At 69.6% G+C, this 23703-nt stretch carries 25 protein-coding genes and 2 pseudogenes; 14 read left to right on the top strand and 13 right to left on the bottom strand.

Translation table 11 applies throughout. The features are described from left to right. Nucleotides 1-24: 24 nt before the first annotated feature. Together ACQ86A_RS01995 and ACQ86A_RS01990 are read left to right on the top strand one after the other, a co-directional pair. The gene (locus tag ACQ86A_RS01995) at nucleotides 25-705 is read left to right on the top strand and encodes an HAD hydrolase-like protein (RefSeq protein WP_431278965.1); all 681 of its coding nucleotides are present in this window, start codon (nucleotides 25-27) and stop codon (nucleotides 703-705) included. A 160-nt stretch (nucleotides 706-865) separates the two neighbouring features. Beyond that, nucleotides 866-1282 (top strand): hypothetical protein, encoded by a 417-nt coding sequence (locus tag ACQ86A_RS01990; RefSeq protein WP_431278964.1) that lies wholly within the window; start codon nucleotides 866-868, stop codon nucleotides 1280-1282. Nucleotides 1283-1358: 76 nt separating this feature from the next. Here the strand turns inward: ACQ86A_RS01990 and ACQ86A_RS01985 are convergent, their stop codons facing one another. From ACQ86A_RS01985 to ACQ86A_RS01950, 8 genes are all read right to left on the bottom strand, one after another. Then, nucleotides 1359-1631 carry a ParB family protein gene (locus ACQ86A_RS01985; RefSeq protein WP_431278963.1) on the bottom strand — a complete coding sequence of 91 codons (273 nt, stop codon included), beginning with the start codon at nucleotides 1629-1631 and terminating at the stop codon, nucleotides 1359-1361. A gap of 100 nt (nucleotides 1632-1731) precedes the next feature. Then, nucleotides 1732-2805: an NAD(P)/FAD-dependent oxidoreductase gene (locus ACQ86A_RS01980; protein WP_431278962.1), complete on the bottom strand. Its 1074-nt coding sequence runs from the start codon at nucleotides 2803-2805 to the stop codon at nucleotides 1732-1734. Continuing rightward, nucleotides 2802-3326, bottom strand: a complete 525-nt coding sequence (locus ACQ86A_RS01975; protein WP_431278961.1) for an isoprenylcysteine carboxyl methyltransferase family protein — start codon at nucleotides 3324-3326, stop codon at nucleotides 2802-2804. The genes ACQ86A_RS01980 and ACQ86A_RS01975 overlap by 4 nt, the downstream gene beginning before the upstream one ends. Continuing rightward, on the bottom strand, nucleotides 3323-4432 hold the full coding sequence (locus ACQ86A_RS01970; protein WP_431278960.1) for a type III polyketide synthase: 1110 nt from the start codon (nucleotides 4430-4432) through the stop codon (nucleotides 3323-3325). The genes ACQ86A_RS01975 and ACQ86A_RS01970 overlap by 4 nt, the downstream gene beginning before the upstream one ends. Before the next feature lie 113 nt (nucleotides 4433-4545). Further along, nucleotides 4546-5358, bottom strand: coding sequence for an ABC transporter ATP-binding protein (locus ACQ86A_RS01965; protein ID WP_431278959.1), 813 nt, complete (start codon nucleotides 5356-5358; stop codon nucleotides 4546-4548). Nucleotides 5359-5400: 42 nt separating this feature from the next. Further along, a complete protein-coding gene (locus tag ACQ86A_RS01960) occupies nucleotides 5401-5805 on the bottom strand; it encodes a RidA family protein (protein WP_431278958.1) in 405 nt (134 codons plus the stop codon). Beyond that, nucleotides 5798-6607 (bottom strand): IclR family transcriptional regulator, encoded by an 810-nt coding sequence (locus ACQ86A_RS01955; RefSeq protein ID WP_431278957.1) that lies wholly within the window; start codon nucleotides 6605-6607, stop codon nucleotides 5798-5800. The genes ACQ86A_RS01960 and ACQ86A_RS01955 overlap by 8 nt, the downstream gene beginning before the upstream one ends. Further along, on the bottom strand, nucleotides 6604-7626 hold the full coding sequence (locus tag ACQ86A_RS01950; protein WP_431278956.1) for a sugar kinase: 1023 nt from the start codon (nucleotides 7624-7626) through the stop codon (nucleotides 6604-6606). The genes ACQ86A_RS01955 and ACQ86A_RS01950 overlap by 4 nt, the downstream gene beginning before the upstream one ends. Before the next feature lie 140 nt (nucleotides 7627-7766). On the opposite strand from ACQ86A_RS01950, the gene ACQ86A_RS01945 reads away from it, so the two are divergent. The 4 genes from ACQ86A_RS01945 to ACQ86A_RS01930 all read left to right on the top strand — a co-directional run bounded on the left by ACQ86A_RS01945 (nucleotide 7767) and on the right by ACQ86A_RS01930 (nucleotide 11992). Further along, nucleotides 7767-9026 carry an amino acid deaminase gene (locus ACQ86A_RS01945; RefSeq protein WP_431278955.1) on the top strand — a complete coding sequence of 420 codons (1260 nt, stop codon included), beginning with the start codon at nucleotides 7767-7769 and terminating at the stop codon, nucleotides 9024-9026. A 21-nt stretch (nucleotides 9027-9047) separates the two neighbouring features. Then, nucleotides 9048-9698 carry a bifunctional 4-hydroxy-2-oxoglutarate aldolase/2-dehydro-3-deoxy-phosphogluconate aldolase gene (locus ACQ86A_RS01940; protein ID WP_431278954.1) on the top strand — a complete coding sequence of 217 codons (651 nt, stop codon included), beginning with the start codon at nucleotides 9048-9050 and terminating at the stop codon, nucleotides 9696-9698. A gap of 7 nt (nucleotides 9699-9705) precedes the next feature. Then, nucleotides 9706-11322, top strand: a complete 1617-nt coding sequence (locus ACQ86A_RS01935) for an N-acyl-D-amino-acid deacylase family protein (protein ID WP_431280508.1) — start codon at nucleotides 9706-9708, stop codon at nucleotides 11320-11322. 61 nt (nucleotides 11323-11383) lie between these two features. Then, nucleotides 11384-11992 (top strand): RBBP9/YdeN family alpha/beta hydrolase, encoded by a 609-nt coding sequence (locus ACQ86A_RS01930; RefSeq protein WP_431278953.1) that lies wholly within the window; start codon nucleotides 11384-11386, stop codon nucleotides 11990-11992. Nucleotides 11993-12133: 141 nt separating this feature from the next. On the opposite strand, the gene ACQ86A_RS01925 is transcribed toward ACQ86A_RS01930, so the two are convergent. From ACQ86A_RS01925 to ACQ86A_RS01915, 3 genes and pseudogenes are all read right to left on the bottom strand, one after another. Further along, the gene (locus ACQ86A_RS01925) at nucleotides 12134-13285 is read right to left on the bottom strand and encodes a mannitol-1-phosphate 5-dehydrogenase (RefSeq protein ID WP_431278952.1); all 1152 of its coding nucleotides are present in this window, start codon (nucleotides 13283-13285) and stop codon (nucleotides 12134-12136) included. A 4-nt stretch (nucleotides 13286-13289) separates the two neighbouring features. Beyond that, nucleotides 13290-14887 (bottom strand): annotated as a pseudogene (gene ptsP, locus ACQ86A_RS01920) (phosphoenolpyruvate--protein phosphotransferase). Between the two features lie 77 nt (nucleotides 14888-14964). Then, on the bottom strand, nucleotides 14965-15387 hold the full coding sequence (locus ACQ86A_RS01915) for an META domain-containing protein (RefSeq protein ID WP_431278951.1): 423 nt from the start codon (nucleotides 15385-15387) through the stop codon (nucleotides 14965-14967). Between the two features lie 108 nt (nucleotides 15388-15495). Between ACQ86A_RS01915 and ACQ86A_RS01910 the strand changes: the two genes are divergently transcribed. Continuing rightward, nucleotides 15496-15996 (top strand): pyridoxamine 5'-phosphate oxidase family protein, encoded by a 501-nt coding sequence (locus ACQ86A_RS01910; protein ID WP_431278950.1) that lies wholly within the window; start codon nucleotides 15496-15498, stop codon nucleotides 15994-15996. A 36-nt stretch (nucleotides 15997-16032) separates the two neighbouring features. Here ACQ86A_RS01910 and ACQ86A_RS01905 read toward each other — a convergent pair whose 3' ends face one another. Continuing rightward, a complete protein-coding gene (locus ACQ86A_RS01905) occupies nucleotides 16033-16986 on the bottom strand; it encodes an ROK family protein (RefSeq protein ID WP_431278949.1) in 954 nt (317 codons plus the stop codon). Further along, entirely contained in the window at nucleotides 16899-17210 is a 312-nt protein-coding gene (locus tag ACQ86A_RS01900; protein WP_431278948.1) for a winged helix-turn-helix transcriptional regulator, read from the bottom strand. Before ACQ86A_RS01900 ends, ACQ86A_RS01905 begins: the two co-directional genes overlap by 88 nt. A gap of 150 nt (nucleotides 17211-17360) precedes the next feature. Between ACQ86A_RS01900 and ACQ86A_RS01895 the strand changes: the two genes are divergently transcribed. From ACQ86A_RS01895 to ACQ86A_RS01865, 7 genes and pseudogenes are all read left to right on the top strand, one after another. Next, nucleotides 17361-18113: an amino acid ABC transporter ATP-binding protein gene (locus ACQ86A_RS01895; RefSeq protein ID WP_431278947.1), complete on the top strand. Its 753-nt coding sequence runs from the start codon at nucleotides 17361-17363 to the stop codon at nucleotides 18111-18113. 84 nt (nucleotides 18114-18197) lie between these two features. Further along, complete coding sequence (locus tag ACQ86A_RS01890; protein WP_431278946.1) at nucleotides 18198-19139, top strand: glutamate ABC transporter substrate-binding protein; 942 nt, start codon at nucleotides 18198-18200, stop codon at nucleotides 19137-19139. A 96-nt stretch (nucleotides 19140-19235) separates the two neighbouring features. Further along, nucleotides 19236-19880, top strand: coding sequence for an amino acid ABC transporter permease (locus ACQ86A_RS01885; RefSeq protein ID WP_431278945.1), 645 nt, complete (start codon nucleotides 19236-19238; stop codon nucleotides 19878-19880). Next, nucleotides 19877-20800: an amino acid ABC transporter permease gene (locus tag ACQ86A_RS01880; protein ID WP_431278944.1), complete on the top strand. Its 924-nt coding sequence runs from the start codon at nucleotides 19877-19879 to the stop codon at nucleotides 20798-20800. Before ACQ86A_RS01885 ends, ACQ86A_RS01880 begins: the two co-directional genes overlap by 4 nt. Beyond that, nucleotides 20793-21832 (top strand): annotated as a pseudogene (locus ACQ86A_RS01875) (asparaginase). The gene ACQ86A_RS01880 and the pseudogene ACQ86A_RS01875 overlap by 8 nt, the downstream one beginning before the upstream one ends. Continuing rightward, nucleotides 21829-22590: a copper homeostasis protein CutC gene (locus ACQ86A_RS01870; protein ID WP_431278943.1), complete on the top strand. Its 762-nt coding sequence runs from the start codon at nucleotides 21829-21831 to the stop codon at nucleotides 22588-22590. The pseudogene ACQ86A_RS01875 and the gene ACQ86A_RS01870 overlap by 4 nt, the downstream one beginning before the upstream one ends. Continuing rightward, nucleotides 22587-23525 carry an ROK family protein gene (locus ACQ86A_RS01865; protein WP_431278942.1) on the top strand — a complete coding sequence of 313 codons (939 nt, stop codon included), beginning with the start codon at nucleotides 22587-22589 and terminating at the stop codon, nucleotides 23523-23525. Before ACQ86A_RS01870 ends, ACQ86A_RS01865 begins: the two co-directional genes overlap by 4 nt. Nucleotides 23526-23703: the final 178 nt, after the last annotated feature.

Raw genomic sequence — 23703 nt, 5'->3', positions numbered from 1 at the left:
CCCCTCACCTACCATTGGACGGTTATGACCGATACCCTCCCGCGCACCGTCACCCGAACCTGGACCTGCGTCCTGTTCGACCTCGACGGCACCCTCACAGACTCCGCCTCCGGCATCACCTCGTCGCTCGCCTCCATGTTCGAGACGCTCGGGATGCCCGTTCCGGCCCCCGCACAGCTCGTCGAGTACGTCGGGCCGCCGCTGCTCGACTCCCTTGTCGGGCTCGCCGGCATGACGGAGGAGGAGGCGCGTAACGCCCTCGCCGTCTACCGCGCCTCGTACCACGAGCACGGAGCATTCGACAGCGCTGTGTTCCCGGGTGTCCGCGGCCTGCTCCAGCGGCTCAAGGAGGCGGGCATCCCGCTCGCCGTCGCGACCAGCAAGCCCGAACTGCAGGCTGCGCGCATCCTGGAGCACTTCGACCTCGCCAAGTACTTCGACGTCATCGCCGGTGCGACAGAGGACGAGTCGCGCAGCGCCAAGGCCGACGTCGTGGCCGATGCCATCCGCCGGCTGACCGAGCAGGGCGTCGACCTCGCGCAGACCGTCATGGTCGGCGACCGGTCGTTCGACGTGGAGGGCGCGGCCGAGAACGGGCTTCCGACCATCCTCGTCGAGTGGGGATACGGCTCGCCCGCCGAGGCCGCCGGGGCGATCGCCGTGGTCCACTCCACCGACCAGCTCAGCTCCCTGCTGCTCGGCTGACAGCATTGATCGGCCCCCAACGCTGATCGGCCGACAGCGCTGATCGGCCGGGGACGGCCACGTTTAGCTGACATTTGTCATGGTGGCACTCGCATGCCCGCGAGTAGGCTGGATGTTTGCAATATCGCAATTCATCACACATACAGCACTAGGAACCAGCATGCACAACGCACACAAGAAACTGTTCGTCCCGGCCGTCATCGCGGCCACACTCACCATCGCATCGCTCGCCGGCTGCTCAGGTGGAACCGGCACCGGATACGGCAGTTCTGCGAGCCCGTCGGCCAGCGCGACCGCCGAGTCGGCGACGCTCCCCTCGAGCTTCCCGAAGAACGACGTCCCCCTCATCGACGGCACGATCATCGTCGCCCGCGGTGACGCCGAGAACGGCTGGAGCGTCACGGTCATGCCGAAGGGCAAGACCGGCTTCGCGGACGCCACCGCCGCCCTCGAGAAGGCCGGCTTCACGCCGACGACCCCCGCCACCGACAGCAAGGCCGTGTACGCGAACGACAAGTACACCGTCGCCGTCGGCACCCTGGGCGTCTCGGTGACGTACACCGTCACCGCCAACTAGTCGCAGCACACACGACGGACGCCGCGCGAGCCCTGGGTTCACGCGGCGTTCGCGTTCTGTGGCCGTAAACCGACTGTCACGAGCCGAGCGGTCTGCCGGGACTGAGCGGCTCGTCGCCTCCCGCGAAGGGCTCCCCCGCGTTGTACTCATTCTCGCGTCGCTGCACCTCGGCCAGCAGGGCCTTGGCGAGCATCTCCGACCAACTCCTGTCCTGCTCTTCGATCGAGGTGGAGCGATATGCCGCCCTCGCCCGGTCGCGCAGGCCTTCGACGAGGTAGAACGTGATGCTGACCCGCCAAGCGGCGACGTCGCCCAGCCCGTCCGGGTCGGGCGTTGTTCGACCGCCCATTCCACGCCTCGCAAAATATTACATTTGACTGTGCCCGTCATCCTACAAGGTGCAAACGCGTGGAAGCCAGCCTCGTCCGCAGCCGGCGCGGGGACGGGATTCAGCGTGCGAGGCGCTCGACGATCGAGCCGAAGAGGCGGGGAGACCGGGCCGCCGCGGGCACGATGCGGTGACGCAGCGGTGAACGCGCAGCGGCGACGAGTGCCGAGGTGAGCATCCGGAAATCGCGGGTCTCCGCACGCCATTCGCGCTCGTACCGCCGCGGGTCCCCGGCGACGATCGCGGCGATCGCGGAGCGCGCCTGGGCGAACCCGACCCGTAGGCCCTCGCCGGTGAGCGCATCGACATACCCGGAGGCATCGCCCGCCAGGAGCACCCGTCCGCTCGTGCGTGCGGTCGTGCGCTGAAGCAGTGGACCGGCGCCACGCGACGAACTGGACGGTTCGGCGGAGCCGAGATGCTCGGCAAGTCTCGGGATGCTCGCCAGCGCCGCATCCAGATCCAGGTGCCGCGGCCCGAGGAGTGCCACCCCGACCGTGTCGGGGTCCACGGGTGTGACGTATGCCTCGACCTCCCCCGCCCAGTGCACCTCGACCAAGTCGGTCCAGGGGGCGAGCCGATAGTGGCGACGGATGCCGTAGCGGCGCTGCGCCTCACGCTGCGGTCCGCGCTCCAGGCCGAGCATGCGGCGCACCGGGGAGTGCAGCCCGTCGGCGGCGACGATCCATCGCGCGGCGAGCCCGGCCGATTCGGCGGACTCGGAGCCGGTCGGTCCGGCGAGGCGAACGGCCGCATCCTCCGGCCCGGTCTCGACGGCCACGACCCTCCCCTGCTCGAACCGAACGCCCACATCCGTCGCCCGCTCGGCCAGCGCGGCGTGCAGCACGGTGCGTCGCACGCCCCGACCCTGACGCACGCCGAATCGGTGCTCGACCGCCCGGTCCGCATCCAGATAGGCGATCCCGCCCAGAGTGTGTCCGGCGGGCTCGACCCCGAGCCGGTGCAGCGCGGCGAGCGCGCCCGGCATCAGTCCTTCGCCGCATGCCTTGTCGATCGGCCCTTCGCGCGGCTCGACGACGAGCACATCGAGACCGGCCGTGCGCGCCTCGATCGCCGTAACGAGGCCCACCGGGCCGCCGCCGACCACGATCAGGTCGGCATCGGTCCCGCTCATGAGCGGGCCGGCACGACCGTAGCGAGTGCGCGGTTCTCGACCGGGATGCGAACCGCGAGCAGCAGGATCGCGTTCAACACGGTGAAGACCAGCGCGGTGATCCAGGCGGTGTGCACGAGCGGGAGCGCGAATCCCTCGACCACCACGGCGACGTAGTTGGGGTGCTTCAGCCAACGGTACGGGCCGCCCGCCACGAGCGGCAGATCCTTCACGATGATGACCCGGGTGTTCCAGCGCGGCCCGAGCACGGCGATGCACCACCAGCGCAGCGCCTGGCTAGCGAGCACGAGCGCGAACATCGGCCAGCCGAGCCACGGGATGAACGGCCGATCACCGAACCACACCTCGGCGAGGCAGGCGAGGAGTAGACCGGCGTGCAGGGCGACCATCGGCGGAAAATGGCCGCGACCGAACTCGACGCCGCCACGAGCGAAAGACCAGCGCGCGTTGCGCGACGAGACGACCAGTTCGGCGATGCGCTCGACGCCCGTAGCGAGCACCAGCACCGTGTAGAGGATCACGCGGCGGCACCGATCTCGGTCGTCGCCTCCGCAGCGGCTCCGTCTGCCCAGCGCAGGAGCACGAGTTCCGCGGTGACTCCCGGACCGAGCGCGAACAGCAGGCCGTTCGTTCCGGGCTCAGGATGCGCAGCCATCAGTTCGGCGAGCACGTGCAGCACCGCCGCGGACGAGAGGTTGCCGACGCGGGCGAGGGAGCGCCAGCTCGCGTCGAGTGCACCGTCCGGGAGTTCGAGCGCGCGCGCGAACGCCTCGAGCACTTTCGGGCCTCCGGGATGCGCGGCCCAGGCCCCGACATCGTCGATCGTCAGTCCGTGCGCAGCCAGGAGGCCCGCGGCATCCCCCGCGAAGTTGCGGTCGATCACCTCGGGAACGCCGGCACTGAGCACGATGCGGAAGCCCGTGCCGCCGATGTCCCAACCGATCACATCCGCGGTATCGGGATAGATGCGACTGCGGGTGTCGACGACCTCGGGGCCGGGCAGCCCGAGCTGCTTGGCCCGCTGGTCGCCGACCATGATGACTGCCGCTGCGCCGTCGCCGAAGAGCCCACTCGCGACGATGTTCGCCATCGAGTCGTCGCTGGCCTGCACGGTGAGCGAGCACAGCTCGACCGAGAGGAGCACGGCGACCTCGTTCGGATGCCCGACGAGGTAGTCGTGAACGCGGGCGATTCCCGCGGCGCCGGCGACGCATCCCAGCCCGAAGCTCGGGAGCCGTTTCACGTCGGACCGCAGGCCGAGCCGGGAAACCAGTTGAGCGTCGATGGACGGGGCTGCGATCCCGGTGACCGAGGTGAAGAGAAGAAAGTCGACGTCGGCCGCTTCGAGCCCGGCTGCGGCCAGCGCACTGGTCATGGCGCGCTCCGCGAGCGTGGTGCCCTCGGCGATGAAGTAGTCGTTCGATTCCTGGAACGAGGTCATCGAGCTGTATCGCTCCAGCGGCATGACCAGGTTTCGCGTCTCCACGCCGCTCGATGCATGGATGCGGCGCATCACGGCTTGACGGCCGGGATCGCTCGTGATCATCGCCAGGAGCGCCGACGTGATCTCGGCCTGGCTGTAGCTCCGAGCCGGCACCACCGGTGCCACTGCCACGATACGGGTCACATGCGAAACGTACCACCGCTACGGCCCGGCGCCGCGGGAAGGTTCGGTATTCCCTGCTGGCACCCAAGCACGGCCGATCGCGCCGACCGGCATATGCGGGCGGCGGGATGCGTTCAGCGGGCGGTGCGCACCGCCCAGCGTCCGTCGGTGCGGGTGAGTGTGAGCGGATAGTCGAGCGTCGCACTGATGAGTTCGCTCGTCAGCACGTCGTCGGCGAGACCCTGAGCGACGATGCGTCCGTCACGGATGAGCAGCGCATGCGTGGTGCTCGCCGGCAGCTCTTCGAGGTGGTGCGTCACGAGAACGCTCGCGAGATCGGGGTGCTCCATCCGCAGCCCGTCGATGCGGTCGAGCAAATGCTCGCGCGCGGCGATGTCGAGGCCGGTGCTGGGCTCGTCGAGCAGGAGCAGGTGAGGATCCGGCTGCAGCGCGCGGGCGATGAGTGCGCGACCGCGCTCACCCTGCGAGAGGTTCGGCCAGGTGGCGTCGGCGAGTTCGCGCATCCCGAGCAGGTCGATGAGGCGCTCGGCACGCTCGGACTGCTCGGGCGTCGGCTCCCAGCGCAGCATGCGCTCGGTGGTGCCCGTGACTCCGGTGAGCACGATGTCGCGCACGCTCAGCGGCGAGCGCACCTGGTGGCGCGGGTTCACGTGCCCGATCAGGCCGCGCAGCTCGCGCAGATCGACCCGGCCAAGACGTTTGCCCAGCACGTCCACGGTTCCGCGGCTGGGGTGGACGACCGCGCCCAGCATGCTGAGGATGGTGCTCTTGCCAACTCCGTTGGCGCCGATCAGCGCCCAGTGCTCGCCCGCGCGTACCTCGAAGTCGATCTCGTCGAGGATCGTGCGGCCGTTGCGCACGAAGCCGACGCCCCGGGTCCTCAGTATCGGGTGGTCCGCATCCGTCGTCTGGTCCGCATCCGTCACCCCTCCATCCTGCCCGACCGCCGAGTTGCGGGCTGACGCCGGCTAGGCGGTGACGGCGAGCGCGTCGATCTCGACGAGCATCTCCTCGCGCGGGAGCCCGGTGAAGACGGTGGTGCGGGCGGGGAGCACGCCGGTGGTGACGCGCGCCGAGACGAACTCGCCGTAGGCCTCGTTCATGATCGGGAAGTCCTCGCGCTTGGTGAGGTAGACGCGCAGCATCATGACGTCGTCGAAGGTCGCTCCACCCGCGGTCAGGATGGCCTCGACATTCTGCAGTGTCCGGATGGTCTGGGCCGCCACATCCCCCGGGTGCAGGTATTCGCTGGTCGCCGGGTCGACGGGGCCCTGACCCGAGACCTGCACGAACGGCCCACGGCGCACGCCCTGCGAGAACGTGTGCGCGGGGGCGGGCGCTTCGGTGGTGGTGATGGCAGTGCGGTCAGCCATGGAGTTCCTTTCGTCGGTCATTCGGGGTCTTCTTCACCGGAGGCTGGATGAACGGGGCTCGGTCGGTGTAGCCGAGCTCCGCGGAGATCTTCGTCGTGGCCTCGTGCAGTGCGGGAAGCAGCGCGAGCACCCCTTCGTGCGACAGCACGACGTTGGGCACCGAGACCGAGACGGCGGCGGCCACCCGACCGTCGGCGCCGAAGACCGGGGCGCCGACGCAGTTCATGAATGTCTCGTGCTCTTCGTGGTCCTCGGCCCATCCGCGCTCGGCGGCGCGGTGCGCCTCGGCGATGAGTTCGTCCCTGGTGCCGATCGTGCGTGATGTGAAGCGCTCCAGCACGGCTCCGGATGCGACGCGCCGCAGTTCGTCGTCGTCGAGCCCGCCGAGCAGCACCTTTCCGACGGCCGTGGCGTGCAGGGCGGCGGGGAGTCCGATGCGGGAGTACATGCGCAGCGGCTGGCGTGACTCGACCTTGTCGATGTACGTCACGACTCCGTCGTCGTACGTGGCCAGGTGCACGGTCTGGCCGGTCGAAGCGCCGAGGGCCCGGATGATCGGAGCGGCCACCCGCCGCACATCCCGAGTGTCCAGGGCGGTCTGAGCGAGTACGAACACAGCCGAGCCGACGTGATACCGGTATGCGGCGTCACGGCTGACGAACCCGTGACTCTCCAGCGTCTGCAGCAGCCGCATGACCGTCGTCTTGTGCACGCCGGTCGCCGTGGCGAGCGCGTCGAGAGAATCGACCCCTCGCGAGACGAGGTCGAGCAGGTCGAGGGCCCGGGAGAGGGACTGGCTCATCCGGTCCGCCAGGGGATGTCTCCCGGATGCACGCGCCAGCCCGCCCACTCGTCGGCCGGCGCCGAGGCGATGCGGTCGCGGTCGGCGGCATCCGGAACCGTGACCGGACGGTCGCCGACGCTGATCAGGGCGAGCGCGGCGACCGCGTGACCGAGGCGCAGGCAGGCCGCTTCGTCGCGGCTCTCGGCCAGGCCGGCGAGGAATCCGGCGGCGAACGCATCCCCGGCACCGACGGGCTCGACCACCTCGACCGTGAGGCAGGGGACCCGAGTCGTCGAACCGTCTCGATGCACGACGGATGCGCGGCGCACGTCGTCCTTGAGCACCAGCTGCCCGAGCCGGGGGTGGGCGGCGAAGAGCCGCTCGGCGTCAGCGTGTCCGAAGTGCGTCTGCACCTCGTCGAGTCCCGCGAACAGGATGTCGGCCTGGCCGACCAGCGCGTCGAGCGCATCCGTCGACCGCCCCCGCCAGAGCAGCTCCCGATAGTTGAGATCGACGCTCACGACGGTGTTCTCGCCGACCGTCGAGCGGAGGTCGCCTACTGCGTCGGCCGCACTGGTCGAGAGGGCCGCGGTGATGCCGGAGGTGTGCACGATCCGGGATGCGGTGAGCGCTGCCGCCGCCGGTTCCGCCGCGAAGAGGGCTGGGGAGATGGCCGAGGCGGCCGACTCGCGACGGTAGTAGTGCATCCTGGTGCCCGGACCGTGGGCGGCCGTCACCGTTTCTTTGACGTAGATCCCCGTCGGGCGCTCGTCGTCGGTCTCGACCGCCGAGGTATCGATGCCGGTCTCTGCGGCGATATGACGGATGCGGTCGCCGAAGCCGTCGTCGCCGAGCCGGGAGATCCAGGCAGTGGGCACGCCCATCCGGGCCAGGGAGCTCGCGACGTTGAACTCCGCGCCCCCGACATCGGAGCCGAACGTCTGCGCTTCGGCGAGGGGACGCTGGCTCTCCGGGTACAGCACGACCATCGCCTCACCGATGGTCGTGACCACGACCGGCTCGCCCTGCACAGCCACTGCGCTCCTTCTCCTGCGACCCGCGCTTCTGTCTTCACCGACCCGCGCTCAGGCGTTTTGCCGACATCCTCCTGGATGGTAGAACGGGATCAACGATATCTGCAACGCACGTTGCATCAGGCGCAACGGAGGGAGAGAGAGTGCAGTCCTTCAAGGCGATGCCGCTCTCCGCAACCGCGGCCGACATTGATGCTCTCGCCGTGCACCGTCCGGCCCTCAGCACCTTTCCGACGCCGCTGGTCACGGTCAGCGAGGCCGCGCTGCAGAACAACCTCGCGACGATGGCCGCCTGGTGCGAGCGGGCCGGCGTCGGGCTCGCGCCGCACGGCAAGACGACGATGAACCGCGACCTCTGGGAGCGTCAGCTCGCCGCGGGCGCGTGGGGCATCACGGTCGCGACGCCCTGGCAGCTGTCGGTGGCGCTCGAGTGGGGCATCCCGAACGTCATGCTCGCCAACGCCCTGGTGCAGCCGGATGCGCTGCGCTACGTGGCCGCGCACACTGCTGACGGCGAGTCGACGGTTCTGGTCTGGGCCGACTCTGTTCGCGCCGTCGAGATCATGCACGACGTGCTCTCGAGCGCCGAGCCGACGGTTCCGCTCGGCGTGCTGATCGAGCTCGGCGGCACCGGCGGCAGAACCGGGGCTCGAACGCTGGAGCAGGCGCTCGCCATCGCACAGGCTGTGTTCGCCTCACCGGTGCTGACCCTCGCCGGGGTCGCCGGCTACGAGGGAGCGCTAGCCCACTCGGGCGACGACACCGCCCTCGGGGTGGTTCACAGTTTTCTGCAGCGGCTCGTCGCCTTGCACGACGCTATCGAGACCCGCGGTCTCTACCCCGAAGGTGCGCCGGTCATCCTGACGGCAGGCGGGAGCGCCTACTTCGACGTGGTCGCCGACGTGCTCGCTCCGCGGCGCGATCTGACGGGTTCGCGAGGACGTGTCGTCGACGTGCTGCTCCGCTCCGGCGCGTACATCACACACGACGACGGGTTCTACGACGGGATCACGCCTCTCAACCGCGTCGAGGGTGGAGAGTTCCACTCCGCCATCCACGGCTGGGCGACGGTCGTGTCGCGTCCCGAGCCCGGGCTGGCGCTCGTGGATGCGGGCAAGCGCGACTTCCCGTACGACGAGGGGATGCCGGTGCCGCAGGAGGTGCGTCCGTTCGGGTCGACCGAGCGAATCCCTCTGACCGGCGCAACCGTGGCGGCTATGAACGACCAGCACACTTTCGTGAGCCTGCCCGCCGATTCGACCCTGCAGGTGGGCGATGTCGTTCGGTTCGGGCTCTCGCATCCCTGCACCACCTTCGACAAATGGCGAGCCCTCGCCGTGGTCGACGATGTCGAGGCGGAAGAGCCGCGCGTCATCGGCCTGCTCGAGACGACGTTCGGCTGACCGCCGGGCCAAGGAGAACCAGTGATCATCGACGTCCTCGCAACCGACCATGCGCTCGCCGTGGTGCGAGCCCCGCGGGTCGACGATCCCGGTGCGCTGTGCGCGGCGCTGGTCGCGGGCGGGATCCGCGCGGTTGAGTTCACTTTCACCACGCCGGGGGTGGAAGAGATCGTGAAGGCAGCGGTTGCGGCTCAGGATGCGCCGGGCAATCAGGATGCATCGGGCGCGATCATCGGTGTCGGCACCGTGACCAGCGTGGCCCAAGCCGAGAGCGCCATCGCCGCCGGAGCCCGCTTTCTCGTCACCCCGGGCCTGCACGAGGGTGTGGCCGCGGTCGCGCGCGGGGCGGGCATCCCGTTCCTGCTCGGTGCGCTCAGCCCGACCGAAGTGATGCGGGCGGTGGAGTGGGGGTCGGCGGCCGTCAAGATCTTCCCCGCCTCACTCGTCGGGCCGGGCTACCTCAGTGACCTGCGCGGGCCGCTCCCCGACGTGTTGTTCGTTCCGTCGGGCGGGCTGCACGCGGGCAATGCCGGCGAGTGGATGCGCGCGGGCGCCCTCGCGGTGACGGCCGGGTCGAGCGTGGTGAGCGCGACGGCAATCGAAGCGGGCGACTGGACCGGGATCACGGAACGGGCACGCGACTTCGTCGCCGCGGCGCGGGTCGGTGACTGATCCGCGCATGGTGAGCGGGGCGGGTGCCGAGGCGACGCTGATCCGCGGTGCGCTCATCCTCGACGGCTCGGGCGAGCCCGGCTACCGGGGTGACGTCCTCGTCGCCGGTGAGCGGATCGGCGCGGTCGGCCGGCATCTCGAGGCACCGGCGGGCGCGCGCATCCTGAACGCCGACGGACTCGCCGTCGCACCCGGTTTCATCGACATGCACGCGCACTCCGATCTCGCCGTGCTCACCGACCGCGATCTGCTCGCGAAAGTCTCTCAGGGCGTGACGACGGAGGTCGTCGGGCAGGACGGCCTCTCCTACGTTCCGAGCACCGACTCGACCATCGAACAGCTCCGCGAGCAGATCGCGGGCTGGAACGGCATCCCCGATTCCCTCGACTTCTCGTGGCGAAGCGTCGCCGACTACCTCGCGGCAGTCGATGAGCGAGGGTCCGCCACCAATGTCGCGTATCTGGTGCCGCAGGGTTCGGTGCGCATGGCCGTCGTCGGAAGCGAGAACCGGCGGGCCACTACCGCCGAATTCGCCGCGATGCGGGAGCTCGTCGCAGCGGGGATGCGCGACGGCGCGTTCGGCCTCTCTTCTGGCTTGACCTACGTGCCGGGGATGTTCGCCGACACCGCCGAACTGCTGGCACTCTGCGAGGTCGTCGCCTCCCACGGCGGCTTCTACGCACCGCACCAGCGCTCGTACGGTGCGGGAGCGCTCGACGCGTACGCCGAGATGATCGACATCGCCGACCGCTCACGATGCGCCCTGCACCTCACCCACGCGACTATGAACTTCGACGTCAACCGCGGCCGCGCATCCGAACTCGTCGCGCTCATCGACCGCGGACTCGACGCCGGCGTCGACATCACCCTGGACACCTACCCGTACTTGGCCGGCGCGACGACGCTCTCGGCCCTGCTGCCGAGCTGGGCTGCGGCCGGGGGCACGGATGCGACCCTCGCCCGCCTGCGCGACCCGGCCGCGCGCATCCGGATCGCCCATGAGCTCGAGGTGGTCGGAAGCGATGGTTGCCACGGGGTGCCCGTGGACTGGGGGACGGTCGAGATCGCGGGCGTGCGAGACCGGGCCCTCGACGCAGCGGTCGGACACACGATCGCTTCGCTCGCTCAGCTCTCCGGCGCGACTCCGGCCGACGCGTATTTGGATCTGCTGATCGCCGACCGTCTCGGGACGGGCATCCTGCAGCATGTCGGCGACGAGGACAACCTTCGAACGATGATGCGGCATCCCCGGCACACCGGCGGCAGCGACGGGATCCTCGTGGGGGCGAAGCCGCACCCGCGCGCCTGGGGAACGTTTCCGCGTTACCTGGGGCACTACGTGCGCGAGCAGGGCGTGCTCACGCTCGAGGACGCCATCGTGCACCTCTCCGCGCGGCCCGCGGCCCGGCTGGGACTCACCGATCGGGGACGCATCGGGCCGGGAGCGATGGCCGACCTGGTGCTCTTCGACCCGGCGACCGTGGCCGACACCGCGACGTATGCCGAGCCGCGGCGGCAGGCCGCAGGGATACCCTGGGTGTTCGTCGCAGGGCGGCCGGTGGTGGCCGACTCGGAACGCACCGACGAAGTCGCCGGGCGCGCGCTGCGCAAAGGACGCTACTGACCGGTTTCGTCTCGCGGCCGGGGCGTGCGGGCAGCTGTCGGCGGCTGGCTAGGCTGGCGCGGTGACCGACGAACCCGACCCTCCCGCCCCGCGCTCGTTCCTCATCCTGCACGGGTGGGACAACTTCCGTCCGGCCGGGCACTGGCAGCACGAACTCGCTTTGGCTTTGCGCCAACGAGGAGAGCGGGTCGAGTATCCGCAGCTGCCGGATGCGGCGCATCCGTCGATCGAGGCGTGGCGGGATGCGCTGGGAGAGGCCCTGGATGCGGCTTCGGCCGGAGGAGCTCGCGTGACGGTGCTCTGCCACAGCCTCGCCTGCCTGCTCTGGCTCGGCGCACGCCCAGCAGACCGGGACGACGTGGTCGAGCGTGTGCTGCTCGTGGCGCCGCCCGCGCCTGGAGTCATCGCGGGCTTTCCGGAGATCGCGGCTTTCGCTTCCCTTCCGCTGTCCGTGGGCACCGTTCCCACCCGGATCGCCGCCTCCGACGCGGACCCGTTCTGCCCCGACGGGGCGGCGGCCGTGTTCGGCGAGCCGTACGGCATCCCGGTGACGATCATCCCCGGCGGCGGCCACCTCGAACGCACCGCCGGCTACGGCACCTGGCCATCGGTGCTCGACTGGTGCCTCGACCCCGCGGCCCCGCTCCTCCCGAACACCGCCGCCCCCTGACCCGCGCCGCGACTCACCCCGCGAGTTGCGGCAAATCGACCCTCCGGGACCGCGGGAAGGTCGATTTGGCGCAACTGGGCGGGCGAGCGAGCGGGCGAGGCCGTGAGGACAGCGAGCGCGGCAGAAGCGGCGACGCGCGCGTCAGCGGCGCTGCGCGGCGCGCACGGTCTCGACGAGGGGGCGGTACAGGGGCTCCGCGGGGGTGATCGCGGTGATCTCGGCCACGATGTCTTCCGCGGCGGCGTTGCGGAGCAGGTCCTGCAGTTCGACGCTCTGGCTGTCCGCCGGGTAGTCGAACCGGAGGGCGTCGCCGATCGCTCTGAGCAGCGCGGCGGGCGTTCCTCCTGTCACCGTCGTGTAGTCCGCCGCCGGGCCGATGAAGCGGTCGTTACGGCTCAGCTTGCGGAGCGGCTCGCGTCCCACATAGGTGACGACGTCGACGAGAGAGGGATTCGCGAAGCGCTCCAGAATCGTCGCCCGGTACCGCGCGAGCTCGTCCGGGTCGAACCCGTGCTTCGCGACCAGTGCCTCCGATGTCTCCGCGAGCACGGCCTGCGCCCGCGACCGCACCTCGGGGAACGCCAACGCCTCACTCACGGTGTGGGCTCCCAGGAGAAACCCTGCGTACGCGATCGTCGCGTGACCCGTGTTCACTGTGAACAGCTTGCGCTCGATGTACGGCCCGAGGTCATCGACGAAATGGGCTCCCGGGATGCTCGGCACCGCCCCCGCGAACGGCCCGCGCTCGATCACCCACTCGCAGAACGCCTCCACCGTGACGTCGACGCCCTCGTCCGGATCCTGCGTCGGGATGATGCGATCGACCGCGGTGTTCGCGAACACCGCTCGTTCGACGAGCGCCTCCCGACTCTTCTCGGGGAGGGCAGCGAGCACCTCCGCTGCGAGTAGATCCGTTGCACCGACTGCTCGCTCGCAGGCCATCACCGCGAGCGGTGCGGCGTCCGACGGGCGCGCCGAGAGACCAGCCGCAATCAGCGGTGCCACGAATTTCAGGATGCGCGGCCCCACCGCCGTCGTGACCACATCCGCCGTCGCGATCTCGGCGATAAGAGCATCCGGCTCGGTCACGCTGTTGATGGCGCGCGAGATCTCGACCACCCGCTGGTGCGAGCCCTCCCCCACTTCGCGGACCCGGTACGAACCGGCTGCCGCCAACGCGGCGACCAGCTCGCTGTCGATGTCGGCGAAGACCACCTCGTAGCCGGCTTCGTGGAGAAGCGGCCCGACGAAACCGCGGCCGAACGTTCCGGCGCCGAAGTGGACCGCCCTCATGAGGTCACATCCTCTGCGCTGCGGCTTGCACCGCATCCCGGGCTTCGGCCGCCCCTTCGGCGGCGAGGGCGATCGCGGCGAGCTGTTTCGCCTGGTCGAGCGTGTACCGCTTGAGCGACAGTCGAACGTCGGCGATGGCCGCCGGTGACATCGAGAGGGTCGTCGACCCGAGGCCGACGAGCACCACCGCGAGCAGCGGGTCGGCGGCGGCCTCGCCGCAGATTCCGACGGGCTTGCTCAGCGCCGCTCCGGCCGCACCGGTCTCACCGATGAGTCGCAGGACCGCCGGATGCCACGGGCTCTGCAGGGATGCGACCGAGCCGAGCAGACGGTCCGCCGCGAGCGTGTACTGCGTGAGGTCGTTGGTTCCGATCGAGGCGAACGCGGCGACCTCGAGCACGCGGTCGGCGAGCAGGGCCGCCGACGGGACCTCGATCATGACGCCCACGAACTTGAGCCCGAGCTCGGTGGCCAGCCCGACGAAGTACCGCGTCTCCTCGACGGTCGACACCATCGGCGCCATGACCCAGAGCTCCGCGTCCGTTGCGGCGTCGGCCTGCGCGAGCGCGGTGAGCTGGTCGCGCAACAGGTTCTCGTGGGCTCGAAGTGACCGCAGACCACGAAGGCCCAGCGCGGGATTGTCTTCGGGCTCGTCGGTGAGGAATTCGAGCGGCTTGTCGGCGCCGGCGTCGAGCGCGCGCACGACCACCTTCTTGCCCGGGAACTCGGAGAGCAGCTTCGTGTACTGCTCCCGCTGCTCCTCGACGGTCGGGGCTACCCGCTGGTCGAGGAAGAGGAACTCGGTGCGGAAGAGCCCGACACCCTCGGCGCCAGCATCCAGTGCCGCCTGCGATCCGGCCGTCGAGCCGAGGTTGGCGAGCAGCGGGATGGGCGTGCCATCGGCGAGCGCTCCCGGTTCCGTGTGGCCGGCAAGGGCGGACGCGCGCTCGTCGATGCGCCGACGCGCTTCCGCTTTGGTCGCCTCGTCGGGCTCCACGATGACCTGCCCGGAAGCGGCATCCACCACCACCTGCGCGCCCTCGGGGATCGTGTCGGCCCCGGAGACTCCGACGATCGCAACGATCGCCTTCTCGCGGGCAAGAATCGCGGTGTGCGAGGTCGGTCCGCCTTCGCGGGTGACGAGGCCGAGCACCTTGTCGAGGTCGAGCAGCGCGGTGTCGGCCGGCGCGAGGTCGTGGGCGACGAGCACGAACGGATGCTCGGACTCGGGCACACCGGGCGCCGCCCGTCCGCTCAGGGCCGCGATGACCCGCTGGGCGACGTCGTCGAGATCGGCCGCTCGCTCGCCCATGTAGCCGCCGAGACCCGCCAGCATGTCGCGGAACACCGCGAAGCCTTCGAAGACGGCCCGCTCAGCGGTCTTCCCCCGGCGATCCGCTCGAACACGTCGTCGAGCATGGACGTGTCCTCCGCCATCATCGACTGCGCGTCGAGCACGTCTGCAGCGGCTCCGGACACCTTGGCGGCGCGGCCGCGGAGGTCTTCGGCAGCCGCAGCGACGGCCACCTTCACTCGCTCGCGCTCGTCGTCAGGCGTTCGCGTGCTGGGAACGTCGGCGGGCTCGGGCAGCGGGTCGGCCATCCTGAGCACGGGTCCGATGGCGACGCCCTGGCCGATGCCGGCGCCTGTGAGAATCTGTGAAGCGAGGTCGGTCATGATCAGCGCTTGTCGAGCTTGCCGATTTCTGTGCCCGCCGCATTGAAGATGGTGAGCTCGTCGTCGGCGACCGTCGCGGTGCTCACGTGGATGAGCCAGGTGTCGACTCCCTCGCACGCCATGAGAGTGGATGCGAAGGTGCCGAAATCGAACTTGTCACCCTTCAGCGTGCCCGTACCCGCGAACGAATTGCAGCCGTCGGTGCCGTTGAAGGCGCCGTCGTCCGCGATGGTCAGCGAGGGCTTGCCCGCCGCATCCTCGCCCCACGCGCCGGCGAAGTCGCCCGCCGAGGCACCTGCCGACGGAGAAGGGAAGGACGTTGCCGTCGGGCCGGGGCTGTCGGCAGATGTGCCGGACGAACATCCGGAGAGCGTGGCCGCCGCTGAGATAGCCAACACGAGCGCTGCGATGCGTACGGTTCTCATGGCCTCAACCTAGCCGCGCCGCGCTCCGAATGAAATGGCTGCGTGCCACCTCGTATCGGGTCGGCCGAACCGATTGCGCTCACGGGGGCCGCGCGTACCGTGGCGCTCATGACCGATCAACCCGAAACCGCGAACGACGACGAGCTCAAGACCATCGCCGACCTGATCAAAGCGTCCAAGGTGGCCCTGCTCACGACCCAGACCGAGGGCGGCGACCTGCACTCCCGTCCGCTCGCGACCCAGGAGGCCGAATTCGACGGCGACCTGTGGTTCTTCACGCAGGACCCGAGCCCGAAGATCTCCGACATCCGCGGCAACCCCAAAGTGAACGTCTCGTACGACACGGGAAAGGGCTACCTCTCGATCGCCGGCACCGCAGAGATCGTCCACGACCGCGAGAAAGTGGAGGAGCTCTGGTCGGCGACGGTCGAGCCGTGGTTCCCCGCAGGCAAGGACGACCCGAATGTCGCCCTGATCCTCGTGCGCGCGGACAGCGCCGAGTACTGGGCGACGATGGAGCCGGGCATCGTGACAGCCTTCAAGCTGGCTCGTGCCGTGGTCACCCGTCGTCCGCCGGATGTCGGCGAGAATCGCTCCGTCGAGCTCTGATCCGTCAGGCTCAAGCTCGAAGTCAGGCGGCTCGAGTCAGCGCACCACGCGGTTGATCTGCCGAGCATCGAACAGTTCGTCGAGCACCACCCGCGCGGCGCCCAGGATGCCCGCGCGATCCTTTGCGACGCTGACGGAGATGTCGAGAGTGTCCGTGATCATCGGCAGGCACTCGAAGTAGATCCGTGACCGCACACCGGCGACGAACGCCTCCGCCTCGCCGAGGATGCCGCCGAGCACGAGCCGCTGCGGGTTGAAGAAGTTCATGATCGTGGCCAGCACGCCGCCGACCCTCGTGCCCGCTTCGCGCAGCATCTGCGTGGCCAACGGATGCGCATCCCGAGCCAGAGCGAGCACGTCACCCGTGTCGGCAACCGCCACTCCCGCGTCGCGGAGGGCCTGCACGATCGCGGCGCCCCCGGCGACGGCGTCCAAGCATCCGGTGCGCCCGCAGGAGCAGAGCACGGGCGGCGCCCCGGGAACCGTGACATGGCTGATGTCGCCCGCCATCCCGTGGTGTCCGTGATACAGCTCGCCGGATGCGATCACACCGCACCCGATGCTCGACCCGGCCTTGACGAATACGACGTGCTGAACGGCATCGCCGAGCGCGTCGTACTCGCCGAGTGCCATGAGGTTGGCGTCGTTGTCGATGGCGGCGGGGAGTCCGCTGATCCGCGTCATCATGGCGGCGACGTCGACGCCGTTCCAGCCGGGCATCCGTGACGGCGAGACCATGAGGCCCGCCGAGTCGACGGGACCGGGCAGGCCCAGACCGAAGCCGCGCAGCCGCTGACCCTCCTCGGCGTGCTCGGTGACCAGCTCGTCGGCCACGGCGGTGATCCAGGTCAGGATGCGCTGCGGCCCGTCCCCGATGTCCATGTTCTCGTTGCGCACGGCGATCAGCCGCCCCGAGAGATCGACGAGACCGAAGGTCGCGTGGTGGGAGCCGAGGTCGACGGCGCAGACGACGCCTGTCGTCGGATCCACCTCGAGCGTGCGCGGGCGGCGACCGCCCTGTGAGACGCCCTCCCCGCCTCTCGTAGGTATCCGGCGTCGATGAGTGCGTCGATGCGCTGGGCGACGGTCGTGGGCGAGAGGCCCGTGGAGCGGGCGATCTCGGCGCGGGAGCGGGAGTGACCCGACCGGATCAGGTCGAGAATGGCGCCGGCCGATGAGCCGTGGCTCAGCAGGGCATCCGTGGTGCTGTTCATCGCGCCGGGCACTCCACTCTGAAGACGTTTGGGTTGAGAATACTGTATCGGCTTTATGCAAATTTGGATTAAGTGACTCCAATATTGCGTAATACTGGGTTCACTTAGTACGCTTTGCGAAACCCCGACGACGACGACACGAGGAACCCGATGACTTCAACGGATGCACGCCCCATGGTGAGCCTGCACGCGGTCAACAAGCACTTCGGCGATCTGCACGTGCTCAAAGACATCGAGCTGCAGGTGCGCGAGAAGGAGGTCGTCGTCGTGGTCGGGCCGTCGGGGTCGGGCAAGTCGACGTTGTGCCGCTCGATCAACCGCCTCGAGACCATCGACGACGGTGAGATCCGCGTCGACGGGGAGCTTCTTCCTGTCGAAGGCGCCTCCCTTGCGCGCCTCCGGGCAGACGTCGGCATGGTCTTCCAGTCGTTCAACCTCTTCGCCCACCGCACGATCCTCGAGAACGTGACGCTCGCGCCCATCAAGGTGCGGGGCCTCAAGAAGGCGGCCGCTGAGAAGGAGGCGCTGGAATTGCTCGACCGCGTCGGAATCGCCGACAAGGCGCAGAGCTACCCCGCGCAGCTTTCGGGCGGACAGCAGCAGCGCGCGGCCATCGCGCGGGCGCTCGCCATGCATCCCAAGGTCATGCTGTTCGACGAGCCGACAAGCGCCCTCGACCCCGAGATGGTCGGCGAGGTGCTCGAGGTCATGACCGCACTGGCCAAGGAGGGCATGACGATGATCGTCGTCACCCATGAGATGGGCTTCGCGCGTCGCGCCGCCGACCGTGTCGTCTTCATGGACCGCGGTCAGATCGTGGAGGAGGCCGCCCCGGCGGACTTCTTCGACAACCCGAGCTCCGAGCGTGCGCGCTCGTTCTTGGCTTCCGTCCTGTCGCACTGAGCGCTGAGCACCAGCGCTGAGGGCGCGGAAGGCACCACCTGCACCACCCTGCACCACACATCCCCCTGAGGAAGGACGCAGTACATGACCCGTACCACCCGCAAGGCGACAGTCGTCGGCATCCTGCTTGCCGCCGTGACGCTCGCCGTCTCCGCCTGCTCCGGCACCACCAGCCTCCCCGGCAGCGACTCGAGCTCGAGCGCCAGCGCGGGCGCCGACTCGGTCTTCACCGGAGCGCCCGTCGCGAAGGCAGACCTCATCCTGCCCGGCTCCACCATGGAGGCCATCAAGAAGCGCGGCAAGCTCGTCGTCGCCGAGGCGCTCGACGCCCCGCTGCTCTCGCAGCAGGACCCGACCAACCCCGACCAGGTCACCGGATTCGACGCCGACCTCGCGAAGCTGCTCGCCATCTACATCCTGGGCAAGCCGAACGTGGAGATCGTGCCGCCCGCATCCGAGACGCGTGAGGCCATGCTGCAGAACGGCACCGTCGACGTCGTGTTCAACACCTACACGATCACGCCCGAGCGCGCGACGCAGGTCGACTTCGCCGGCCCGTACTTCGAGTCCGGTCTCGCCGTCGCCGTCAAGAGCGACAACACGAAGATCAAGAGCGTCAAGGACCTCGACGGCAAGAACGTGATCGTCGGCGCCAACACGCCCGCCGTCACCGAGGTGCCGAAGGTCGCCCCGACCGCCAAGGTCACCGCGTTCGCGACCGACCCGGCCGCCGTGCAGGCGCTCATTCAGGGCCGCGGCGACGCATACGTGCAGGACTACACCCTGCTCGCAAGCGACGCGGCCAGCGAGAAGCAGATCAAGGTCGTCGGCGAGCCCTTCACCAAGGAGCCGTACGGAATCGGCCTCAAGCACGCCGACTCGGACTTCAAGTCGTTCGTGAACAACTGGCTGAAGACCATCCAGAAGGGCGGCCAGTGGGGCAAGGCGTGGAAGACCACGCTCGGCACCGTGACCGACTCCGCCATTCCCACGCCCCCGGAGATCGGCTCGGTCCCCGGTTCCTGACGGGTCGGGATGCGCGCGGAGTGCACACATCCTCCGCGCGCATCCGACCTCAGCTCCACCACCCCTCCCTCTTCCGCCTTCGCTTGTGAGTGACGAATGAACCCTCTGATCGACAACCTCGGGCCCATCGCCCAGGCGCTCGGCACGACCCTGATGATGGCCGTCATTGCGGGCGTCGGCTCGATCGTGCTCGGCGTGCTCGTCACGGTCGCACGGGTCAGCCCCATCCCGATCTTGCGCGGCGCGGCGTTCCTCTACGTTCAGTTCTTCATCAACGTCCCGCTCCTCGCGCTGCTGCTGCTCGCTGTGTTCGCGCTCCCGGATGCGGGCATCCTGTTGCCCCTGACGCCCACGGCGATCATCGTGCTCACGGTCTACGAAGCCGCGTATGTGGCCGAGGCCGTGCGAAGCGGCGTCAATACCGTCTCTGTCGGCCAGGTCGAAGCATCCCGAGCCCTCGGCCTCACCCTCTCGCAGTCGCTGCGCTTCGTCGTCGTGCCGCAGGCGCTGCGCGCGGTCGTGCAGCCGATCGGCAACGTGATGATCGCCCTCGCGATGAACACGGCCCTCGCCGCAGCCGTCGGAGTCGTCGAGCTCACCGCCGAGGTCAACAAGGTCAACCTCGTGGCGGCGCAGCCCATCCTCATCTTCTCCGGCGCGGGCTTGATCTACATGGCCATCGCTCTGGCCATCGGCCTCGCCGCCGGATGGGTCGAACGAAAGGTGGCGATCGTCCGATGACCGCCCAGCTCATCCCCGACCGTCCCGCCCCGGCACGCGCCCGCAAGCCGAAGCGGCAGTACGGCGCCTCGTTCATCTACGACCAGCCGGGACCCCGGGGCAAGCGGCACATCCTGCTCGGATCCGTGATCAGCTGTGCGGTGTTCGTCATCGTCATCGGGCTCGGCCTGTGGCAGTTCGCGTCGCACGGTCAGCTCGCGCCCGAGCGCTGGGCGCCGTTCACCGAGTGGGCGATCTGGAGCTACCTGCTCGTCGGGCTCCTCGGCACCCTGCTCGCCGCCGCGATCGTCGCCGTTCTCGGCGGAGCGCTCGGCCTGCTCCTCGCCCTCGGCCGGATGAGCCACCAGCGCTGGCTGCGCTGGCTCAGCTCGATCTACATCGAGATCGCCCGCACCGTTCCCGTGCTGCTCCTGATCTACCTGATGCTTTTCGGCCTGCCCCAGATCGGCATCAACCTGCCGACGCTCTGGAAGCTCGTCGTTCCGCTGACCATCGCCAACTCTGCGGTCTTCGCCGAGATCGTGCGCGCCGGCGTCGCCAGCCTTCCGCGCGGTCAGCGCGAAGCCGCCCTGAGCCTCGGGATGCGTTCCACCCAGGCCATGCGCTTCGTGGTGCTCCCGCAGGCCCTCCGCAACGTGGCGCCGTCGCTCGTGACCCAGCTCGTCAGCCTGCTGAAGGACACCTCGCTCGGCTACATCGTGGCCTTCACCGAGCTGCTCTACCGCGGACAGGTGCTCGCCTCGTATCTGCACCTGCTCATCCCGACATACATCGCCGTGACCGCGATCTACCTCGTCGTCAACGGCAGCCTCTCTTTCCTGGCGTCGCGTCTGCAACGCGGCTCGCGTCGACGCCCCGCCAAGCAGCCTCCCCTGCCGGGACTCCCGGCCATCGATCACACGAAAGCCGCGAATGTCTGAGTCGCCCACCGCATCCGTTCCCACTGCATCCGTTCCCACCGTCGCTCTGCCGGACGGCGGACCCTCGCTCGCCGAGCTGGCCGCCGTCACACGCTCGGGCATGGTCGAGAGCCGTCACTTCGGGTCGCTCGTCGCGGTCGACCCGTCGGGCGCTCCCCTGCTCGAACTCGGGGCTCCGGATGCCGTGGTCTTGCCGCGCTCGACCGTGAAGCCCCTGCAGGCACTCGCCTGCCTCACCGCGGGTGCGCCCCTCTCCGGTCCGGAACTGGCCATCGCGGCCGGCAGCCACACCGGCGAGGACGAGCACGTGCGGATCGTGCGCGCCATCCTGGAGCGCGCCGGTCTGGACGAGAGCGCGCTCGGCTGCCCGGTCGACCGTCCAGAGGATGAGGAGACCTTCGAGCGCCTGGTGCGCGCGGGCGAACCGCGGACGCGCATCCGGATGAACTGCTCCGGCAAGCACGCAGCCATGCTGCTCGCCTGCTCGGTCAACGGCTGGTCGACCCACGACTACCTCGACACGGACCACCCGCTGCAGCAGCACGTGCGCGCCACGATGGCCGAGGTGACCGGCGTCCCGGTCTCGCACGACGCCATCGATGGCTGCGGCGCACCCTCTTCGGAACAACGGTGCGCGGCATCGCGCAGGCGTTCCGCGCCCTCGTGCAGGCCGGCCCCGAGACGCCGGCAGGCCAGGTCGCGGCGGCGATGCGCGAGCATCCCTTCTACGTCGGAGGCTCCGGCCACCAGAACTCGACACTGATGGAGACCGTACCGGGAGCACTCGCGAAGGGCGGCGCCGAGGGAGTCATCGGTGTGGCGGCGGCCGATGGAACCGCTGTGTCCATGAAGGTCATCGACGGCAGCCCGCGTGCCACGACCGTTCTCGCCCTGCGGGTGCTCGAAACCTTGGGCGTCGACATCTCGGGCGCGACCGCGCTGACCAGTGTCGCGATCCTCGGCGGCGGCGTTCCCGTCGGCGAGATCCGGGTCGGCGGCGACCTCGCCACCGCGCTCGGGGCCGCCGCGTGACCGCGGTCGAGGTCTGCCTCGACGACCTCGACGGAATAGCGATCGCGGAACAAGCCGGCGCCGACCGCGTCGAGCTCTGCGCATCCCTCGCCGACGGCGGCATCACCCCGAGCATCGGCACGGTCGCCGTTGCGCTTCGAGCAGCGACCCGCATCGGCGTGAACGTGCTGATCCGCCAGCGGCCGGGCGACTTCGTGTTCAGTCCCGCCGAAGTGGATGCGATGGTCGCTGACATCGTCGCGATGCGCGCTCTTCCGAACCCCGCGGGCGTGACGCTCGCCTTCGTGATCGGGGCCCTGCTGCCCGACGGCACGATCGACGCTGCGGCGACCCGACGGATGCTCGACGCGTGCGGGGATGCGCCCGTCACCTTCCACAAAGCCTTCGACCAGGTGCCCGACCTGTTCGCCGCTCTCGACCAGCTGATCGAGCTGGGCATCGCGCGCGTCCTGACCTCGGCCGGAGCTGCGACCGCGCTCGAAGGCGCCGCGACACTCGCCTCTCTGGTGGCGCATGCGCGCGGACGTCTGAGCATCCTCGCCGGCGGTGGGGTGCGACCCGCCAACGTGGCCGAGCTCGTCGGGCTCACGGGCGTGACCGAGGTACATCTGCGAGCGGGAGTCGCCGCGCCGAGCGCTTCGAGCGTGGCGGGCGGCGCACCGACCGCTTACGATTCGGGCATCCGGATGGTCACCTCGGCAGCTGTCATCCGTGACCTCCTCGACCAGCTGGGCCGCCCGAGCGGGGTCGCGGCGTGAGCGCCGCCGTTCTCGCCGTGGACCTCGGCGGCACCGCGATGAAGGGTGCGGTGGTCACCGAGAACGGTGAGACCGTCGCCGAGCTCACCCGTCCGACGCCGCCCGCCGACGTGGTCGCCGCACTGATCGCGCTCTTCCACGACCTGCGCGCCCTGACCTCGGACCTCGGGATCACCGTCGTCGGCGCCGGCGTCGCCACCCCGGGCATGGTGGATGAGGAGCGCGGCATCGTGCTCTACGCCTCCAATCTCGACTGGCGCGACGTCCCACTGCTCGACGCTCTGCGCGAGGCGCTCGACGTTCCGGTCGCCCTCGGGCACGACGTGCGCGCCGCCGGACTCGCGGAGCGGCTCATCGGCGCAGCCCGCGGAACCGAGGACTTCGTGCTCGTCCCGATCGGAACCGGCGTGGCTGCCGCGCTGGTCACGGCGGGCGAGACGATCACGGGCGCGACGGGCGCTGCCGGCGAGTTCGGGCACATCCCGGTGATCATGGACGGCGAACTGTGCACCTGCGGCCAGCGCGGCTGCCTCGAGGTGTACGTGTCCGGAGCCGGATTGGCCCGACGATACGCCGCAGCCGGAGGCACCGAGTCGAGCTCACGCGAGATAGTCGGTCGCCTCGGCGCGGACCCGATCGCAGACCGCGTGTGGGAAGAAGCGGTCGATGTGCTCGCGCAGGGGTTGAACATCCTGACCCTGCTGCTCGACCCCACGGTGATCGTGCTCGGCGGAGGCTTCTCACGGTCGGGGGATGCGCTCTTCACGCCCCTGCGCGCCCGGATGTCTGCGGGTCTCGCGTGGCGCCCGAGCCCGCAGGTGGTGCGCAGCGAGCTCGGCGGCGATGCCGGACGGATCGGCGCGGCCATCCTGGCGTTCCGCGCTGCCGGCCGCGGACACGTCGTTGAGGAGTGGTCCGCCGCCGCCGTCGCCTGACTCGAGTCGTGCGAAAAGTGCGGTTGGCGCATGCTTCACCACCCTTTGGCACGATCGCACTTCGGCCCGCGCGTCGAGTCGTGCGAAAAGCGCGGTCGACCCCTCCTGCATTGCACTTTTCGCACGATCGGTCGCGGCATCCGGGCATGACGGCGTGCCGCCGGGCGCTCTGCCCGGC

The organism is Leifsonia poae, assembly GCF_050632195.1.
GTDB lineage: Bacteria > Actinomycetota > Actinomycetes > Actinomycetales > Microbacteriaceae > Leifsonia > Leifsonia poae_C.
The sequence above is the reverse complement of the archived record's forward strand: the minus strand, read 5'-3'. Positions and strand labels throughout refer to the sequence as shown.

Bases quoted from the DNA above. Each gene is read 5' to 3' on its own strand.
- ACQ86A_RS01995 (WP_431278965.1), top strand. From the start codon at position 25: ATGACCGATACCCTCCCGCGCACCGTCACCCGAACCTGGACCTGCGTC.
- ACQ86A_RS01990 (WP_431278964.1), top strand. From the start codon at position 866: ATGCACAACGCACACAAGAAACTGTTCGTCCCGGCCGTCATCGCGGCC.
- ACQ86A_RS01985 (WP_431278963.1), bottom strand. From the start codon at position 1,631: ATGGGCGGTCGAACAACGCCCGACCCGGACGGGCTGGGCGACGTCGCC.
- ACQ86A_RS01980 (WP_431278962.1), bottom strand. From the start codon at position 2,805: ATGAGCGGGACCGATGCCGACCTGATCGTGGTCGGCGGCGGCCCGGTG.
- ACQ86A_RS01960 (WP_431278958.1), bottom strand. From the start codon at position 5,805: ATGGCTGACCGCACTGCCATCACCACCACCGAAGCGCCCGCCCCCGCG.
- ACQ86A_RS01955 (WP_431278957.1), bottom strand. From the start codon at position 6,607: ATGAGCCAGTCCCTCTCCCGGGCCCTCGACCTGCTCGACCTCGTCTCG.
- ACQ86A_RS01935 (WP_431280508.1), top strand. From the start codon at position 9,706: ATGGTGAGCGGGGCGGGTGCCGAGGCGACGCTGATCCGCGGTGCGCTC.
- ACQ86A_RS01925 (WP_431278952.1), bottom strand. From the start codon at position 13,285: ATGAGGGCGGTCCACTTCGGCGCCGGAACGTTCGGCCGCGGTTTCGTC.
- ACQ86A_RS01915 (WP_431278951.1), bottom strand. From the start codon at position 15,387: ATGAGAACCGTACGCATCGCAGCGCTCGTGTTGGCTATCTCAGCGGCG.
- ACQ86A_RS01910 (WP_431278950.1), top strand. From the start codon at position 15,496: ATGACCGATCAACCCGAAACCGCGAACGACGACGAGCTCAAGACCATC.
- ACQ86A_RS01900 (WP_431278948.1), bottom strand. From the start codon at position 17,210: ATGAACAGCACCACGGATGCCCTGCTGAGCCACGGCTCATCGGCCGGC.
- ACQ86A_RS01895 (WP_431278947.1), top strand. From the start codon at position 17,361: ATGACTTCAACGGATGCACGCCCCATGGTGAGCCTGCACGCGGTCAAC.
- ACQ86A_RS01890 (WP_431278946.1), top strand. From the start codon at position 18,198: ATGACCCGTACCACCCGCAAGGCGACAGTCGTCGGCATCCTGCTTGCC.
- ACQ86A_RS01885 (WP_431278945.1), top strand. From the start codon at position 19,236: ATGAACCCTCTGATCGACAACCTCGGGCCCATCGCCCAGGCGCTCGGC.
- ACQ86A_RS01880 (WP_431278944.1), top strand. From the start codon at position 19,877: ATGACCGCCCAGCTCATCCCCGACCGTCCCGCCCCGGCACGCGCCCGC.